At 74.9% G+C, this 17,191-nt stretch carries 16 protein-coding genes; 10 read left to right on the forward strand and 6 right to left on the reverse strand.

The window, feature by feature from the left end:
* Positions 1–2: 2 nt before the first annotated feature.
* Positions 3–923 (reverse strand): ABC transporter ATP-binding protein, encoded by a 921-nt coding sequence (locus tag FHS37_RS19655; protein WP_184823000.1) that lies wholly within the window; start codon positions 921–923, stop codon positions 3–5.
* A 109-nt stretch (positions 924–1,032) separates the two neighbouring features.
* On the opposite strand from FHS37_RS19655, the gene FHS37_RS19660 reads away from it, so the two are divergent.
* From FHS37_RS19660 to FHS37_RS19670, 3 genes are all read left to right on the forward strand, one after another.
* On the forward strand, positions 1,033–2,211 hold the full coding sequence (locus FHS37_RS19660) for a sensor histidine kinase (RefSeq protein WP_375372309.1): 1,179 nt from the start codon (positions 1,033–1,035) through the stop codon (positions 2,209–2,211).
* 14 nt (positions 2,212–2,225) lie between these two features.
* A complete protein-coding gene (locus FHS37_RS19665) occupies positions 2,226–2,888 on the forward strand; it encodes a response regulator transcription factor (RefSeq protein WP_184823002.1) in 663 nt (220 codons plus the stop codon).
* Positions 2,889–2,994: 106 nt separating this feature from the next.
* A complete protein-coding gene (locus FHS37_RS19670) occupies positions 2,995–4,152 on the forward strand; it encodes an ROK family transcriptional regulator (protein WP_184823004.1) in 1,158 nt (385 codons plus the stop codon).
* Positions 4,153–4,224: 72 nt separating this feature from the next.
* On the opposite strand, the gene FHS37_RS19675 is transcribed toward FHS37_RS19670, so the two are convergent.
* Entirely contained in the window at positions 4,225–4,986 is a 762-nt protein-coding gene (locus FHS37_RS19675) for a GntR family transcriptional regulator (protein ID WP_184823006.1), read from the reverse strand.
* 171 nt (positions 4,987–5,157) lie between these two features.
* Positions 5,158–6,045, reverse strand: a complete 888-nt coding sequence (locus tag FHS37_RS19680) for an RNA polymerase sigma-70 factor (RefSeq protein WP_184823008.1) — start codon at positions 6,043–6,045, stop codon at positions 5,158–5,160.
* 192 nt (positions 6,046–6,237) lie between these two features.
* Here FHS37_RS19680 and FHS37_RS19685 point away from each other — a divergent pair, with 192 nt between their 5' ends.
* The 4 genes from FHS37_RS19685 (at position 6,238) to FHS37_RS19700 (ending at position 11,680) form a co-directional block, all read left to right on the forward strand.
* On the forward strand, positions 6,238–7,071 hold the full coding sequence (locus FHS37_RS19685) for an alpha/beta fold hydrolase (RefSeq protein ID WP_184823010.1): 834 nt from the start codon (positions 6,238–6,240) through the stop codon (positions 7,069–7,071).
* A gap of 70 nt (positions 7,072–7,141) precedes the next feature.
* A complete protein-coding gene (gene pdxR / locus FHS37_RS19690) occupies positions 7,142–8,611 on the forward strand; it encodes a MocR-like pyridoxine biosynthesis transcription factor PdxR (RefSeq protein WP_184823012.1) in 1,470 nt (489 codons plus the stop codon).
* Between the two features lie 125 nt (positions 8,612–8,736).
* Positions 8,737–10,323 (forward strand): alkaline phosphatase D family protein, encoded by a 1,587-nt coding sequence (locus FHS37_RS19695; protein WP_184823014.1) that lies wholly within the window; start codon positions 8,737–8,739, stop codon positions 10,321–10,323.
* A 97-nt stretch (positions 10,324–10,420) separates the two neighbouring features.
* Complete coding sequence (locus FHS37_RS19700) at positions 10,421–11,680, forward strand: GNAT family N-acetyltransferase (protein ID WP_229889738.1); 1,260 nt, start codon at positions 10,421–10,423, stop codon at positions 11,678–11,680.
* Between the two features lie 69 nt (positions 11,681–11,749).
* Here FHS37_RS19700 and FHS37_RS19705 read toward each other — a convergent pair whose 3' ends face one another.
* Positions 11,750–12,925: a trans-sulfuration enzyme family protein gene (locus tag FHS37_RS19705; RefSeq protein ID WP_229889737.1), complete on the reverse strand. Its 1,176-nt coding sequence runs from the start codon at positions 12,923–12,925 to the stop codon at positions 11,750–11,752.
* Between the two features lie 72 nt (positions 12,926–12,997).
* On the opposite strand from FHS37_RS19705, the gene FHS37_RS19710 reads away from it, so the two are divergent.
* The gene (locus FHS37_RS19710) at positions 12,998–13,489 is read left to right on the forward strand and encodes an Lrp/AsnC family transcriptional regulator (RefSeq protein WP_184823020.1); all 492 of its coding nucleotides are present in this window, start codon (positions 12,998–13,000) and stop codon (positions 13,487–13,489) included.
* 32 nt (positions 13,490–13,521) lie between these two features.
* Positions 13,522–15,210: a DUF885 domain-containing protein gene (locus FHS37_RS19715; RefSeq protein WP_184823022.1), complete on the forward strand. Its 1,689-nt coding sequence runs from the start codon at positions 13,522–13,524 to the stop codon at positions 15,208–15,210.
* Positions 15,211–15,235: 25 nt separating this feature from the next.
* Here FHS37_RS19715 and FHS37_RS19720 read toward each other — a convergent pair whose 3' ends face one another.
* Positions 15,236–16,081 (reverse strand): SDR family oxidoreductase, encoded by an 846-nt coding sequence (locus tag FHS37_RS19720; protein ID WP_184823024.1) that lies wholly within the window; start codon positions 16,079–16,081, stop codon positions 15,236–15,238.
* A gap of 83 nt (positions 16,082–16,164) precedes the next feature.
* Positions 16,165–16,644, reverse strand: coding sequence for a rhodanese-like domain-containing protein (locus tag FHS37_RS19725; RefSeq protein WP_184823026.1), 480 nt, complete (start codon positions 16,642–16,644; stop codon positions 16,165–16,167).
* Between the two features lie 94 nt (positions 16,645–16,738).
* Here FHS37_RS19725 and FHS37_RS19730 point away from each other — a divergent pair, with 94 nt between their 5' ends.
* Positions 16,739–17,185 (forward strand): Lrp/AsnC family transcriptional regulator, encoded by a 447-nt coding sequence (locus tag FHS37_RS19730; protein WP_184823028.1) that lies wholly within the window; start codon positions 16,739–16,741, stop codon positions 17,183–17,185.
* Positions 17,186–17,191 lie beyond the last annotated feature (6 nt).

Genomic DNA, 17,191 nt, shown 5'->3' on the forward strand with positions numbered 1-17,191 from the left:
GGTCAGACCTCCTGGTGCCGTGCGGTGAACTCGGTCTCGGCCGCGGTCAGGTCCAGATAGGCCTGTTCCAGCGTGCCCTCCTCCGCCGCGAGCTCGAGGATCGGCACCCCTGCGGCGGAGGCGAGGCGGCCGATGTCGTCCACCCGCGCGTCCGGCACGGTCCAGTGCCCGTCCGGGTGTTCCACCACGTCGTGCCCGTGCCGGGCGAGTGCGCTCTCGAGGGCGGCGGGGTCGGAGGTGCGGACGCGGACGGCGGGCCGCACGCGTGCGTGGATGAACTCCCGCATCGGGGTGTCGGCCAGCAGACGGCCCCGCCCGAGGACGACGAGGTGGTCGGCGAAGGAGGCGGTCTCGTTCATCAGGTGGCTGGAGACCAGGACGGTCCGCCCCTCGTCCGCGAGCCGGCGCAGCAGGGAGCGGATCCACACGATGCCTTCCGGGTCCAGGCCGTTGGAGGGCTCGTCGAGCACGACCACCTCCGGGTCGCCGAGCAGCGCGGCGGCGATGCCCAGCCGCTGGCGCATGCCCAGGGAGTAGGTCCGCACCCGGCGGCGCGCCACCGGGCCCAGGCCGGTCTCCTCCAGCACCTCGTCGACCCGGCGGTCCGGGAGGCGGTTGCTCGCCGCCAGGACGCGCAGGTGGTCGCGGCCGGTGCGGGAACCGTGCGCGGCCTGTGCGTCGAGCAGGGCGCCGACACGGCGCAGGGGGTCCTGGAGGGTGGCGTAGGCGCGTCCGCCGAGCGTGGCGGAGCCGGACGTCGGGTGGTCGAGGCCGAGCACCAGGCGCATGGTGGTGGACTTGCCGGCGCCGTTGGGGCCGAGGAAGCCGGTGACCCGGCCGGGCAGGACGCGGAAGGTGAGGTCGTCGACGGCTCGCCGGGTGCCGTACTCCTTGGTGAGGTTCTGGACGTCGATGCTGGTCATGGGCGCCAGCCTGGCCGCCCGGGCGGGTCGGGGGCCTCCCCCGGGCGTGGAGACCGCCTCCCCCGTGCGGGGGAGGCCGGTGGTCGGGACCGGCTGGCACGATGGCGCAATGGCCACCGTCCTGCGCCCACTTCTGCGTCCGCTCCTGCGGGGGACGACGTACACCCGTCTGCTGCACCTGTGGGTGCCCGCGCTGCCGTTCAGCGTGTGGATGTTCATCCATCCGTCGCTGTGGGTGCCCGTGTTCGTGCTGGTCCCTCTGGGGCTGGTCCCGGCGGTGCGCAGGGGCGAGGGCGTGCAGGCCCGGCTGCTGCTGACGCCCAGTGAGAGGGAGCCGGGGATCTCCGAGGAGCCGTCGGCGACGTGGCGCGACCGGCTGCGGACCGCGCTGTGGCTGGCGGTGCGGGTGGCGCTGGCGGGGGTGACGACGGTCGCCACGGTCTGGCTGCCGCTCCTGGCGTACTCCTTGGGCGAGGTCGCCGCGGGGGGCGCGCCCGGGGGCGTGCCCGTGCTGGAGGACGCGCGGCCGCACTGGGCCTACGCCCTGCTGGTGCCGCTCCCCCTGGTCGTGCTGTACGCGGTGGTCGTGGGCCTCGGCGAGCTGGTCACCGCCGCCGCGCGCCGGCTGCTCGGCCCCTCCCCCGCCGAGCGCCTGGCCGCCCTGGAGGCCAGGACCGAACAGCTCCTGGAGCGCACCCGCATCGCACGCGAGCTGCACGACTCCATCGGCCACGCCCTGACCGTCGCCGTCGTGCAGGCCGGCGCCGCGCGGGCGGCGGGCGATCCCGGCTTCACCGACCGGGCGTTGGACGCCATCGAGGAGACCGGCCGGGCCGCCCTGGAGGACCTGGAGCGGGTCCTCGGCATCCTGCGCGAGCCGGAGAAACCCGTGAGCGGCCGGCCCACGCTCGCGGACGCCGACCGGCTGCTGGAGTCCGCCCGGGCCTCCGGGGCCAAGGTCGACGCCGAGGTGACCGGCCCCCTGGACACCGTGTCCGGCCCGGTCTCCCGCGAGGGCTACCGCATCCTGCAGGAGTCCCTGACCAATGCCCTCCGGCACGCGGGGACGGTCCCCGTGCGGGTCCGGATCCGCGTCGGCGACGGCACGCTGTCCCTGGAGATCCGCAATCCGCTGACGGAGGACGACCCCGGCCCCGGGCGCGGCAGCGGGCTGCGCGGCATACGGGAGCGCGCCGCGCTGCTCGGGGGCCGCGCGCGCACGGGGCCGGACGAGGGCGACTGGGCGGTGCGGGTCGAACTGCCGCTGAGCGGGGCCGAGTCGGGTTGATCTAGGCTGGCCGGATGCCGGTCACCGTTCTGCTCGTCGACGACGAACCCCTCGTGCGCGCGGGTCTGCGGGCCGTGCTGGAGGCGCAGCCCGACATCGAGGTGGTCGGGGAGGCGGCCGACGGGGCGGCGGTGATCCCGCTGGTGCGGCGACTGCGGCCGGACGTGGTCGCCATGGACGTGCGCATGCCGCTGCTGGACGGGATCGAGGCCACGCGCGCGCTGCTGCGGACGGTCGGGGAGCCGCCGAAGATCCTCGTGGTGACGACGTTCGAGAACGACGAGTACGTCTACGAGGCGCTGCGGGCCGGGGCCGACGGGTTCCTGCTGAAGCGGGCACGGCCCGCGGAGATCGTGCACGCGGTGCGGCTGGTGGCCGAGGGCGAGTCGCTGCTGTTCCCCGCCTCGGTGCGGCGGCTCGCGGCCGAGCACGGCGACGGCGGCGGCAACCGCGCGGCGCGGGACGTGCTGGAGCGGGCGCGGCTGACCGAGCGTGAGGCGGAGGTGCTGCGGCTGATGGCGCGGGGGCTGTCGAACGCGGAGATCGCCGCCCGGCTGGTGGTGGGCACGGAGACGGTGAAGTCGCATGTGAGCGCCGTGCTGGCGAAGCTCGGGGCGCGGGACCGCACGCAGGCGGTGATCACTGCGTACGAGTCGGGGTTCGTGGCACCGGGGTGAGCCGCGTCCGCGGGGTGGGCCGAGGGCGGCCGGGGCCGGGAGTCGCCGGGGTGCGCCGTGCCGAGTACCATCCGGCCAACACGCGCATGAGCTGGGAGGACGGACGGTGGGTCGGCTGACCGGCGGGGACCCCTCGCTGCTGCGAAGGATCAACTCCGCGGTGGTGCTGCACGCGTTGCGGGCCACGGACTGCGCGACGCTGACCGAGGTGACCCGGGTGACGGGGCTGTCCCGGCCGACCGTCGAGGGCGTCGTGGAAGGGCTCATCGAGGCGGGCCTCGTCGTGGAGACGGCGGCCGAGGAGGGGGCCGCGCGGCGTCAGGGAAGACCGGCGCGGCGGTTCCGGTTCCGCGCGGAGGCCGGGCACCTGCTGGGCCTGGAGATCGGCGCGCACCGGGTGGCCGCGCTGCTGGCCGACCTGGACGGCCGGGTGATCGGCGCCCAGGCCAGGGACGTCGACGAGACGGTCGAGGCCGGTGAGCGGCTGGAGCGGCTGCGCTCCGCCGTCGCCGAGCTGCTGCGCCGGGCCGGTGTCGCTCGCAGCTCTCTGCGGGCCGTGGGCGTGGGCACGCCGGGGATCGTCGAGGCCGACGGAACGGTGCGGCTGGGCACGGCGCTGCCCGGCTGGACGGGGCTGGGCCTCGGAGAGCGCCTGGGCCGGTCCTTCAAGTGCCCGGTGCTGGTGGAGAACGACGCCAACGCGGCGGTCGTCGCCGAGCACTGGAAGGGCTCCGCCAGGGAGACCGACGACGTGGTGTTCGTGCTGGCCGGGCTGAGCCCGGGAGCCGGTTCGCTGATCGGCGGGCGGTTGCACCGGGGGTACGGCGGGGCGGCCGGTGAGATCGGGGCGCTGCACCTGCTGGGCCGGGAGGCGACCCCGGAGACGCTGCTGTCCACCACGGACGAGCCGCTGCACCCGCTCGACGAGCAGGCGGTCGCCGAGGTCTTCGCCCAGGCCCGCGAGGGCGACAGGCGGGCGCTCGCGGCGGTGGACCGCTTCATCCGGCGGCTCGTGCACGACGTGGCGGCGCTGGTGCTGGCCCTCGACCCGGAACTGGTGGTGATCGGCGGCTGGGCGGCCGGCCTGGACGGGGTCCTGGAGCCGCTGCGCCGCGAACTGGCCCGCTACTGCCTGCGTCCGCCGAAGGTCGCCCTGTCCCTCCTCGGGGAGGCGGCGGTGGCGACGGGCGCGCTGCGGCTCGCCCTGGACCACGTGGAGGAGCAACTCTTCGCGGTGGAGGGCACGGTGACGGCGCGTCGGTGAGGGTCCGGTACGCCGGTGACGGCCCGTCGGCCCCGCCGCACCCGAGGGCGGGGGGCCGGGGCTCCGGGCTCCTCAGGAGGCGGCGCGCTCGGGCCCGTGGTGGATCTCCACGCCGCCGAAGTCGCCGAAGGTCAGCCGGCAGGTGTCCGCGCGGTAGGTGGCCACGGAGAGCGCCGCGGTGCGGCCCCGGGCGATGAAGCGGGTGGTGACGACGAGGACGGGCGCGCCCGGCAGGCGGTCCAGTTTCCTGGCGTCGTCCGCGCGGGCGGAGCCGAGCTCCACGGCGTTCTCCTGCCGCTCCAGTTCCAGGCGCTGCAGTTCGCGCAGCACCGCACGCGCGCGCGGCGCGCCGGACGGCGCGTCGATGCCGGAGAGGTCGGGCACCGAGCCGGCCGGGATGTACAGCAGTTCGGCGGCGACGGGCTGACCGTGCGACACGCGGGAGCGACGCACGGTGTGCACGGGCTCCTCGCGACCGGTCACCAGGGTTTCGGCGACGGCCGCGGGCGGCACCTCAAGCGTGCAGTCGAGGGCCTGCCAGGCGTCGCCCGGCCCGCCCGGCCAGGCGTGCTGCGCCGTGCCGACGGACACGCCCATGCGCGGCGGTGCGACGGTCGTGCCCACACCGCGGCGGCGCTGCAGCCTGCCTTCCAGTTCGAGCTGCTCCAGGGCCTGCCGGAGCGTGGCCCGGGCGACGCCGAAGCGGGCGGCGAGGTCGCGCTCGTTCGGCAGGATCTCTCCCACGGAGAACTCCGAGTCCAGCGCCTCGCTGAGCACGGTCCTGAGATGCCAGTACTTCGGTTCCGGCACCGTTTCCAGCTGCGTGGTCCCCACCCTGTCCTCCACGATCGCCGTGTCCGGCGGCGTTTTAGCGCCCTTGTTTATTAAAGGTTGTTTCACTTATCAGCGACGATAGGACGCGCCCCACCCTTGGTCAATACCAATCGGCGCGACGACGAGGCCCCCGTCGCGACGGGGGCCTCGGAGGAGGGGTGCGGGCCTCCGCTACCCGGCCGCGGCGAGCGGACGCAGCTTGTCGGGGTTGCGGATGACGTACACCGCCTGGACGCGCCCGTCGGCGACGTCGAGCTGCAGGACGGAGTCGGGCTTGCCGCCGGACAGGACGAGCACCGCGGGGCCGCCGTTGAGCTCCAGGAAGCGGAAGGAGAGGTCCGGAGCGCCCTTGCGGGCGGCGCCGAGGAGGAAGCGGCCCACCTTGTCGGCGCTCCGCAGGACCCGCAGCGGTGCGCGCGACTTGCCGCCGCTGTCGCCGACGAGGCGCACGTCCGGCGCGAGCAGTTCCATCAGCGCCTCCAGGTCGCCGCCGGCCGCCGCGGCCAGGAAGCGCTCGGTGAGGTCGCGGCGCCGGGCTGGGTCGACCTCGTAGCGCGGGCGCCGCTCCTCGACGTGCTTGCGGGCGCGACCGGCGAGTTGGCGCACGGCGGGTTCGCCGCGGTCGAGCATGGCCGCGATGTCGGCGTACGGGTAGCCGAACGCCTCCCGCAGCACGAAGACCGCGCGCTCCAGCGGCGACAGGGACTCCAGGACCACGAGGACGGCGAGGGAGACGGAGTCGGCGAGCACGGCCCGCTCGGCGGTGTCCGGGGCGGTGTCGCCGAAGTCGGTGAGGTACGGCTCGGGCAGCCACGGACCGACGTAGGTCTCCCCGCGTGCCTTGATCTGGCGCAGCCGGTCGATGGCGAGGCGGGTGGTGATGCGCACCAGGTAGCCGCGCGGCTCGCGGACCTCGGACCGGTCGCCGCCCGCCCAGCGCAGCCACGCGTCCTGGACCACGTCCTCCGCGTCGGCCACCCGGCCCAGCATGCGGTAGGCGACCCCCAGGAGAACGGGACGGTGCTCTTCGAAGACGTCGGTCGCGGTGTCGGTGGTCACGGCACCATCCCAGCCGACCCGCGCGGCCGTGTCCAGGCGGAACCGGTGCGTTCCGGTACGGAGGGCCACCGGCCGGTGACGCACGCGGGAAGCACGGCGAGCAAGGGGCTACCCGTGGGTAGCAATTGCTGACAAGCTGTCTACGACGCCGGGCGGCGTCCGTTCCCGCGAGTCCAGACGAGGAGCACCCTCATGTCCGCGACCGTCTCCTTCAAGGTCACCTCTCCCCTCGGCCCGCAGACCGTGACCCTCTCCTACACGCGCGCGGGCCGCGGTGAACCGCTGCTCCTGCTGCACGGCATCGGTCACCACCGGCAGGCCTGGGACCCGGTGGTGGACATCCTGGCGACCGAGCGCGAGGTGATCGCCGTGGACCTGCCCGGCTTCGGCGCCTCCCCGTCGCTGCCCGGCGGCCTCACCCACGACCTGCCGACCATGAACGCCGCGCTCGGCGCCCTGTGCACGGCGCTGGAGCTGGACCGGCCGCACGTCGCGGGCAACTCGCTCGGCGGTCTGCTGGCCCTGGAAATGGGCCGCGAGAAGCTCGTGCGGTCCGTCACCGCGCTGTCCCCGGCCGGTTTCTGGAGCCGGGCCGAACGGCGGTACGCCTTCGCCGTGCTGGTCGGCATGCGGCGGGCCGCGGAGCGGCTGCCGCTGCCGCTGGTCCGGCGCCTCGCCCGCTCGGCGGCCGGCCGGGCGGCGCTGACCAGCGCCATCTACGCCCGTCCGGGGCGCCGTTCGCCCGAGGCCGTGGTCGCCGAGACGCTCGCGCTCGCCGGCGCCACCGGCTTCGCCGAGACCCTCCGCGCGGGCACCACCGTACGGTTCACCGACGACGTGCCCGGCATCCCCGTGACCGTCGCCTGGGGCGCCCGGGACCGGCTGCTCGTCCCCCGGCAGGGTGTCCGCGCCAAGCGGACCATCCCCCGGGCCCGGCTGGTCCGGCTGCCCGGCTGCGGCCACGTCCCGATGAACGACGACCCGGCGCTGGTCGCGCGCGTCATCCTGGACGGCAGCCGCCGCTGAGGGCCGTGCGGCGGCCCCCGCGCGGCCGGTGGGTGCTCCCTCCCCCACCGCCCCCTCTAGTCTCCGTGTCATGACGCCACCGCACACCGCCTCCGGGGGGAATCCGGCCTCCTCCGCCTGGGAGTTGCTCCTGCCCGCCGCCTCCGCACCGGCACGCGCGCGTGGCCGTTCGCTGCAGGCGGCACTGCGCGAGGCGGTGCGCTCGGGCCGGCTGGCGCCGGGGACCCGGCTGCCGTCGAGCCGTGACCTGGCCGCCGACCTCAAGGTGTCGCGCGGGCTGGTCACCGAGGCGTACGAGCAGTTGACGGCGGAGGGCTACCTGCGCTCCGGCCGGGGCGCCGGGACCTGGGTGGGGGACGCGGTACGGGCCGCCCGGCCGCGCGCGCACGACCTCGCCCCGCGCTCCCCGGGCGCCCGTGCCGACTTCGTCCCCGGCACCCCCGACCTGTCGCTGTTCCCCCGCTCCGCCTGGGCCGCGGCGCACCGGGCCGTGCTGGAGGACCTTCCGCACCGGGAACTGGGGTACCCCGATCCGCGCGGTCTGCCCCGGCTGCGCACGGCGCTGGCCGAACTGCTCGCGCGGCGCCGGGGCGTGGTGGCCGATCCCGAGCGGATCGTGGTGGTCTCCGGGGTCGCGCAGGCGACGACGCTGCTCGGATTCGTGCTCCACGCGCGCGGGCTGCGCACGGTCGGCGTGGAGGACCCCGGCAGCCCGCAGCACAGCGCCCTGTACGCCTCGGCCGGGCTCACCGCCGTGCCCGTGCCCGTGGACGGCGAGGGGCTCGCCACGGAGCCGCTGCGGGCGTCGGGGGTGCGGGCGGTCGTCGCGACGCCGGCGCACCAGTTCCCCACCGGCATCGCGTACTCCGCGCGGCGCCGGGCCGAACTGCTCGACTGGGCGCGGTCCGTGGACGGGATCGTCCTCGAGGACGACTACGACGGCGACTTCCGCTACGACCGCGCGCCGGTCGGCGCGCTGCAGGGACTCGACCCCGAGCACGTGGCGTACACCGGGTCGGTCAGCAAGTCCCTCGCCCCGGGACTGCGGCTCGGCTGGCTGCTGGTGCCGCGGTCGTGGGCCGAGGAGGTGGTGGAGCGCAAACGGACCATGGACCTCGGTCATCCGTCCCTGGACCAGGCGCTGTTCGCGCGGTTCCTGGAGCGCGGCGACTACGACCGTCAGCTGCGCCGCTGTCAGCGCGCCTACCGCGAGCGGCGCGACGCCCTGGTCGCCGCGCTCGGCACGCACTTCCCGGGCACCGAGGTGTCCGGGATCGCGGCGGGGCTGCACGCCATCGCCTCGCTGCCGCAGCGGTACGGGCCGCAGGAGCGCTTCCTCGCCCGTGTGGCGGAGGCCGGTGTGGCGGTGCGTCCACTCGCGGACTACGCGCACGCCGACGCGGCACACGACGGCGGGGCGGACGGCGGGAGGGGCGGCGGGACGGACACGCGCGTGCGGCTCGTGCTGGGCTACGCACACGTGCCGCCCGCGCGGATCCATGAGAACGTGCGTCTGATGGCCGAGGCCGTCACCGGCTGAGGACCGTGCGCGCCGGCTCCCCGCCCCCGCGATCGGTTGTTCACCCGGGGTTCGCGTGCGGGCCGCGTCACCCGAGTAGGTGTGGCTGCGCACACCGGCCGGATCCCGTCCCTGGAGGCGCATCCATGTCACACCGTCCGTTCCCGGGCCGTCGCGCGGTCCTGCGCGGCTCCCTCGCGGCCTCGGCGGCCCTGACCCTGCCCACCGCGCTCGGCGCGGCGCCCGCCTTCGCCCGGTCCGGGCGCCCGCGGGCCGAGTGGGGCGTGCAGACCGGCGACGTGACCCGTGACTCGGGGCTGGTGTGGGTGCGCTCCGACCGCCCGGCCCGGATGATCGTCGAGACGTCGGCGACCGAGTCGTTCCGGCACCCGCGCAGATGGCACGGTCCGCTGCTCGGCGCGGGCACCGACTTCACCGGCACGACCAGGCTGCGCGGGCTGCCGCCCGGCGAGCAGATCCACTACCGGGTGCTGCTCGCCGACCCCGACGACCCGCGCCGTACCGGTGAGCCGGTCACCGGCACCTTCCGCACGGTGCCGGCCCGGCGGCGCGACGGCGTGCGGTTCGTGTGGTCGGGCGACCTGGCCGGGCAGGGCTGGGGCATCAACCCCGACCTCGGCGGCTACCGCATCTTCGACGCGATGGCGCGGATCGACCCGGACTTCTTCCTGTTCAGCGGGGACACCGTCTACGCCGACGGGCCCATCGCCGCCACCGCCGCCCTGCCCGGCGGCGGTGTCTGGCGGAACATCACCACCGAGGAGAAGTCCAAGGTCGCCGAGACCCTCGCCGAGTTCCGGGGCAACTTCCGCTACAACCTGCTCGACGAGAACCTGCGCCGGTTCAACGCCCGGGTGCCGTCCATCGTGCAGTGGGACGACCACGAGGTGCGCAACAACTGGTACCCCGGCCAGCGGATCGCGGACACCGACGCCCGGTACGCGGAGAAGAGCGTCGACGTGCTGGCGGCCCGGGCGCGGCGCGCGTTCGGCGAGTACTTCCCGGTGTCCACGCTGCGGCCGGGCGCCCGGGAGGGGCGGGTGTACCGGGTGCTGCGGCAGGGGCCGCTGCTCGACGTGTTCGTGCTGGACATGCGGACGTACCGGGGCGCCAACTCCTCCGGCGACCAGACCGTCGACCCGCAGGGCATCCTCGGGCGCGAGCAACTGGAGTGGCTCAAGCGGGAGCTGGCGCGGTCGCGGGCGGTGTGGAAGGTGATCGCCGCCGACATGCCGATCGGCCTCGTCGTGCCCGACACGAGCGAGGGGCAGAAGAACGTCGAGGCGGTGGCCCAGGGCGATCCGGGGGTGCCGCTGGGGCGGGAGCTGCAGATCGCGGAGCTGCTGCGGTTCGTCAAGCACCGGCGGATCACCGGCACGGTGTGGCTGACGGCCGACGTGCACCACACCTCGGCCCAGCACTACCAGCCCTCGCGGGCCGCGTTCGGCGACTTCGAGCCGTTCTGGGAGTTCGTCTCCGGCCCGCTGAACGCGGGTGCCTTCCCGGCCAGTGCGCTGGACGGCACCTTCGGTCCGGAGCGGGTGTGGGTGAAGGCGCCGAGCGCCTCGAACGTCTCGCCCGCCGGCGGCTACCAGTTCTTCGGCGAGGTGGACATCGACGGCGACAGCGGCGAGCTGACGGTGCGGATGCGGGAGCAGGACGGCACTGTGCTGTTCACGAAGACGCTGCAGCCGGGCCTGGTCGGCCAGTAGTATCACAAAACAGACATAGGGAGTCTTTACTCGTCAGTCACAGTGCGTTCGTGATCGCGAAACACGGTTCCTTCACAGTGGCTGCATGAGTCGAGACATGTCTGAAGTGACACACGCCCGGAACGGACGTCCCGCGCGCCACCGGTGGAGCCCCGCCGGACTGGCCGGGCTGTGCACGGCGGCGTTCCACACCTGGTGGACACGCCGCCACGGCCACGCACCGCCGGCACTCGATACCGGCGGTGCCCGGCCGCCCTCCGCCCTGGCCGGGGAGAGCGCCCTGTGGCGGATGCGGACGACGGTGAAGGACGAGCCGGGGTCGCTGGCCGCGCTGTGCACGGCGCTGGCCGAACGGCACGTCGACATCCTCAGCCTGCAGACGCACCCGCTGGGCGGGGGCACGGTGGACGAGTTCCTGCTGCGGGTCCCGGCGGGCCTGACCGCGTCCGACCTCACCGGGGCGGTGTCGCGCGCCGGGGGTGCGGACACCTGGACGGAGCGGGCCGACGCCCACGACCTGGTGGACGCCCCGACCCGGGTGCTGGGACTGGCCGCCCGCACCGCCCAGGACGCGTCGGAACTGCCGCTGGCGCTGCGCCAGTTGCTGGGACGGTGCACGATCCGTTCGCTGCCCGCCGCGCCGGCCGTACCGGTGGAGGGAGCCCTGGAGGACACCGTGATGCGGCTGCGCGCCCCGGAGGGCGGGGTGATCACCGTGGAACGGCCGTACCTGCCGTTCACCCCGACCGAGTTCGCCCGGGCCCGGGCGCTGGTGGACCTGGACGCCCGGCTCGGCCCGAGGATCCCGCGCGGCCGGGACGTGCTCACGCTGTCCGAGGGCGGCGACGTCTCCGTGCGCCGGGCGGACACCGGCGACCTCCGGGCGGCGCGGGCGATGCACGAGCGGTGCTCGGAGCGGACCCTGCGCATGCGGTACCACGGGCCGGTCGGCGACGCGGACCGCTATCTGAACCACCTGCTCGGTCCGCGCTTCGGGCGGACCCTCGCCGCGCAGACGGCCTCCGGCCGCATCGTCGGCCTCGGTCATCTGCTGTGGGACGGCGACGAGACCGAGGTGGCGCTGATCGTGGAGGACGCCTGGCAGCGCCGGGGCATCGGCGGCGAACTCCTCGCCCGGCTGGTCGCCATGGCCGTCGAGGCCGGCTGCGCCACCGTGTACGCCGTGACGCAGGCGTCCAACACCGGCATGGTCGCCGCGATGCGCGGTCTCGGGCTCCCCCTCGACTACCAGATCGAGGAGGGCACCCTGGTCATCACGGCCCGCCTGGACGCCGAGCCGGCCGCGGGCCGCCTCTCCGCACCGGGCGGCCGGCGGACGGGGACCGGACGGCCGTAGCCCCCCGCGCGGCGGCGCGCCGGTCCGTCCGGCGGGTTCCGCCGGACGGACCGGCGGGGGTGCGGAGCCTCAGCCCTGGGCCAGTGCCTCCGGACGGGCCGTCGCACCGGCCCGCTCCCCCAGGGCCCCGTCCAGGTCGGCCCACAGGTCCTCGACGTCCTCCAGGCCGACCGAGAGCCGCAGCAGCCGGTCGCTCACCCCGGCGTCCCTGCGGTCGGCGGCGTCGACGATGCGGTGGCTGATGGACGCCGGGTGCTGGATGAGGGAGTCCACGCTGCCGAGGCTCACCGCCGGGGTGATCAGCCGTACGCCGCCGATCACCTCGTGCGGGTCCCCGTGCACCTCGAAGGAGACCATCGCCCCGCCGATGCGCGGGTAGTGCACCCGGGCCACGCGCGGATCGGCGGCGAGCCGGCGGGCGAGTTCGGCGGCGTTCGCGGACGCCGCCCGCACCCGCACCGGCAGGGTCGACAGGCCCCGCAGCAGCAGGTAGCCGGCCAGCGGGTGCAGCACGCCGCCCGTGGCGAACCGCACCTGGCGCAGCCGCCCGGCGAGCTCCTCGTCGCAGGCCACGACGCCCGCCAGCACGTCCCCGTGCCCGCCGAGGTACTTGGTCGCGCTGTGCAGCACCAGCCGGGCCCCGTGCTCGGCCGGGCGCTGGAGGACCGGGGTGGCGAAGGTGTTGTCGACGAGCAGCGGCACGGAGCCGCAGGCGTGGGCGACGGCCCGCAGGTCGATCTCGGCGAGCGTGGGGTTGGCCGGCGACTCGACCAGCACCAGACCGGTGTCCGGGCGCAGCGCGTCGGCGACCCCGGCCGGATCGGTCCAGGTCACCTCGGAGCCGAGCAGTCCGGCGGTCAGCAGGTGGTCGCTGCACCCGTACAGGGGCCGTACCGCCACCACGTGGCGCAGCCCCGTCGAGCCGCGGACCAGCAGGACGGCGCTGAGCGCGGCCATGCCGCTGGCGAAGGCGACCGCCGCCTCGGTGCCCTCGAGGCGGGCCAGGGCGGTCTCGAAGCGGGCGACGGTCGGGTTGCCGAGCCGTCCGTAGACCGGCGGGCCGTCCGGCTCGGCGCCGGTGGCGGCGAACGCGTCGATCCGGTCGGCCTCGCCGCGGCTGTCGTACGAGGGGTAGGTGGTGGACAGGTCGATCGGCGGGGCGTGCAGGCCCTGACCGGCGAGGTCGTCGCGGCCGGCGTGCACGGCCTCGGTGGCGAGTGCTCTGGTGGTGCGTCGCGTGTCCATGCCCATGTCCATGGACGGAAGGGTGAACACCGACCGGGCTGCCGGAGCCGGTTCCCGTGTTACGTTCGCCCCGTGGCCGAATCTGTCGTACTGGATCCGGTGGATCTCCATCTGCTGCGGCTGCTGCAGAACGACGCCCGGACGACGTACCGGGACCTCGCCGCGCAGGTCGGGGTCGCGCCGTCGACCTGTCTGGACCGGGTGACCCGGTTGCGCCGGTCCGGCGTGATCCTCGGGCACCGGCTGAAGCTGGATCCGGCCAAGCTGGGGCGAGGGCTGCAGGCACTGCTGTCGGTACAGGTCAGGCCGCACCGGCGGGAGCTGGTGGGGCCCTTCGTGGAGCGGATCAGGGCGCTGCCCGAGTCGCTGACCGTGTTCCATCTGACCGGTCCCGACGACTACCTCGTGCACGTCGCGGTCGCGGACATGGCGGATCTGCAGCGGCTGGTGCTCGACGAGTTCACGGCGCGGCGGGAGGTGGCGCGGGTGGAGACCCGGCTGATCTTCCAGCAGTGGGACTGCGGACCGCTGCTGCCGCCTTCGCCCTCAGCACAAAGCGGGTGACGTGCGGCGGGCCCCGTACCAGGATGGTCCGCATGTCTCAGACCAACAGCGCGCTGCCCCGTCAGGTCGCCGACGCCTACGTCGACGAGCTCGTCGCCCTCGACCCGGTCACCGGAACGTTCCTCGGCGTGAAGGAGAGTTCCTCCCGTCTGCCCGACCTCTCGCCCGCCGGCCAGGAGGCGCTCGCCGAGCTCAAGCGGGCCACCCTCGCGCGGCTCGACGAGGCCGAGCGCCTCCCCGGCGCGGACAGCGACGTCGAGCGCCGCTGCGCCCGCCTGCTGCGCGAGCGGCTCACCGCGGAGCTGGCCGTGCACGAGGCCGACGAGGGTCTGCGGTCGGTCGGCAACCTGGGCACGGTCGCGCACTCGGTGCGCGAGGTGTTCACGGTGACGCCGGCCGAGACGGAGCAGGACTGGACGGCGATCGCCGAGCGGCTGCGCGCGGTGCCGGCCGCGCTGGCCGGCTACCGGGAGTCCCTGGCGCTCGGCCTGGAGCGCAAGCTGTACGCGGCGCCGCGTCCGACGGCCACGTTCGTCGGGCAGCTCACCGAGTGGGCGGACACCGGCGAGGGCCGCGGCTGGTTCGAGGACTTCGCCTCGGCCGGTCCGGACGCGCTGCGCGCGGACCTCGACGAGGCGGCCCGCGGGGCCACCGCCGCCGTGGTGGAGCTGCGGGACTGGATGCGCGACGTGTACGCGCCGGCGATCGAGGGCGCGCCGAACACCGTGGGCCGGGAGCGCTACGCCCGCTGGGCCCGTTACTTCAACGGCACCGACCTGGACCTGGACGAGGCGTACGCGTACGGCTGGTCCGAGTACCACCGGCTGCTCGGCGAGATGAGGAAGGAGGCCGAGAAGATCCTGCCGGGCGCCGGGACGCCGTGGGTCGCGCTGGCGCACCTCGACGAGCACGGCCGGCACATCGAGGGCGTCGACGAGGTCCGCGACTGGCTCCAGGGCGTGATGGACCGGGCGATCGAGTCCCTGGACGGCACCCACTTCGACCTCGCCGAGCGGGTGCGGAGGGTGGAGTCGCGGATCGCCCCGCCGGGCAGCGCCGCGGCGCCGTACTACACGCCCCCGTCGGAGGACTTCTCCCGGCCGGGCTGCACCTGGCTGCCCACCATGGGCCTGACCCGCTTCCCGGTCTACGACCTGGTCTCCACCTGGTACCACGAGGGCGTCCCCGGGCACCACCTCCAGCTGGCGCAGTGGGTGCACGTGGCCGAGGACCTCTCCCGCTACCAGGCCTCCGTGGGCATGGTCAGCGCCAACGCCGAGGGCTGGGCGCTGTACGCGGAGCGGCTGATGGACGAGCTCGGGTTCCTCGCGGACGCCGAGGAGCGGCTGGGCTACCTGGACGCGCAGATGATGCGGGCCGCCCGGGTCATCGTCGACATCGGCATGCACCTGGAGCTGGAGATCCCCGCGGACTCGCCGTTCCACCCGGGCGAGCGCTGGACGCCGGAGCTGGCCGAGGAGTTCTTCGGGGCGCACAGCAGCCGGCCGGCGGACTTCGTGGAGAGCGAGCTGACCCGCTACCTGACGATCCCGGGCCAGGCGATCGGCTACAAGCTCGGTGAGCGGGCCTGGCTGCTGGGCCGGGAGAAGGCCCGCGAGCGGCACGGCGACGCCTTCGACCTCAAGGCCTGGCACATGGCGGCCCTGTCCCAGGGTTCGCTGGGCCTGGACGACCTGGTGGACGAACTGTCGGCGCTGTGAGCCGGCCGCGGCTCCGGGGGGGCCGTCAGCGCCGGAAACCGCCCTCCGAGTCGATGACCTGACCGGTGATCCAGTCCGCCTCGTCCGTGGCCAGCCACGCGATGAGGCGGGCGGGGTCGTCGGGCATGCCCCAGCGCCCGGCGGGGAAGCGCGCGGCGACGGCCTCGTAGTCCTCGCCGGTCATGTAGTCGGTGTCGACCGGGCCGGGGTTCACCGTGTTCACGGTGACCGCGTGCTCGGCCAGGGCCGTCGACAGCGAGCGGGTGACCGAGGCGAGCGCGCCCTTCTGCAGGGCGTAGGCGATCTCGCCGGGCATGCCGCTCGCGATGTCCTGCCCGGAGGTCATCATCACCACGCGTCCGCCCGGTGTGCCCGGGGCGAGCGCGGCCCGGTGCCGGGCGTACGCCTGGACGAGCAGCAGCACCGAGCGGGCGTCGACGGCCCAGTGGGCGTCGAGCATGGCCGCGTCGACGGTGTCGAGGTCGCCGTCGCTGCCGCTGAGGGCGTGGTTGGCGACGAGGACGTCGAGCCGCCCGCCGAGCGCGTCGACGGCACGGTCGACGAGGGCGCCGGGCACCTCCGGGTCGGCGAGATCGCCCGGCCCGGCGACCACCCGGGCCTCCGGGTCCGCGAGCGCCTGGCGGACGGAGGCGATCACGTCCTCGATCCGGTCGGCGCCCCAGGGCATGGCGGCGTCGTGCGGCACGTGGTGGTGCAGGTAGACGCTCGCGCCGTGGGCGGCGAGGCGCCGGGCCACGGCGTGCCCGATGCCGCCGCGTCTGCTGGCCCCGGTGACCAGCGCGGTCCGGCCGCGCAGCGGCAGGGGGTCACGGCGGAGCGCTTCGGGGGTGGGGTGTGGGAGTCTCGGCACGATCACCCATGATGGGCGTCCCCGGCGGCTCCGCGCACCCCGATATCCACCGGTGCGTGTCCGCGCGGGGTGCGGAGGCGGGTTCAGCAACCGCAGTCGCCGCTGTCCACCGGCCCCGTGAGCGGATCGCGGTCGCGGCGTTCACGGCCCTGCCGGGTGTCGTACCCGAAGCCCTCGCGCACCCAGTACTCGAAGCCGCCGAGCATCTCCTTGACCTGGTAGCCGAGTTCGGCGAGGGCGAGTGCGGCGCGGGTGCCGCCGTCGCAGGCGGGGCCCCAGCAGTAGGTCACCACGGGCACCGACCTGTCCAGCAGTCGCCCGGCCCGCTCGGGGACGAGCGCCGTGGGCAGGTGGAGCGCGCCGGGGACGTGGCCCTGGTCCCAGGACTCGGTGGAGCGGGAGTCCACCAGGACGAAACCGGGGTCGCCGTCGGCGGCGAGCGCGGCGGCCACGTCGGCGACGTCGGTGTGGAAGGAGAGGCGGGCACGGAAGTGGGCGGCGGCCTCGGCCGGGGAGGCGGGGGCGACGCGCAGGACGGGGCTCACGTGGGCGATGGTCGTCATGGGAGAAAAGCTACGGCTCTTGATCCACTCCCTGAAGTGAGGTTCCCCGGCGTCCGGCTTGATCGGCCGGGGATTCCCCTGCTATTCCTCGGGCGTGACCGCGTATTCCCCGGACGCCACGGACTGGCGCATCCTCGAAGTCCTCCAGCGGGACGGCCGTACCGGCTTCGCCGAGCTGGCCCGTGCCGTCTCGATGTCCGCGAGCGCGGTCACCGAGCGGGTGCGGCGCATGGAGGAGGCGGGTGTCATCCGGGGCTACACGGCCGTGGTGGACCCGGAGCGGCTCGGGCTGCCGATCCTGGCCTTCGTCCGGCTGCGCTATCCCACCGGGAACTACAAGCCGTTCCACGACCTCGTCGCCGTGACGCCCGAGATCCTGGAGGCGCACCACGTCACGGGCGACGACTGCTTCGTCATCAAGGTCGCCGCTCGCTCCATGCGGCACCTGGAGGAGGTGTCGGGGCGGATCGCGGGGCTCGGCTCGGTGACCACGAGCGTGGTCTACTCGTCCCCGCTCCCCCGTCGTCCCCTGGCCCGCTGACCCGGA

Source organism: Streptomyces griseomycini, assembly GCF_014203535.1.
GTDB lineage: Bacteria > Actinomycetota > Actinomycetes > Streptomycetales > Streptomycetaceae > Streptomyces > Streptomyces griseomycini.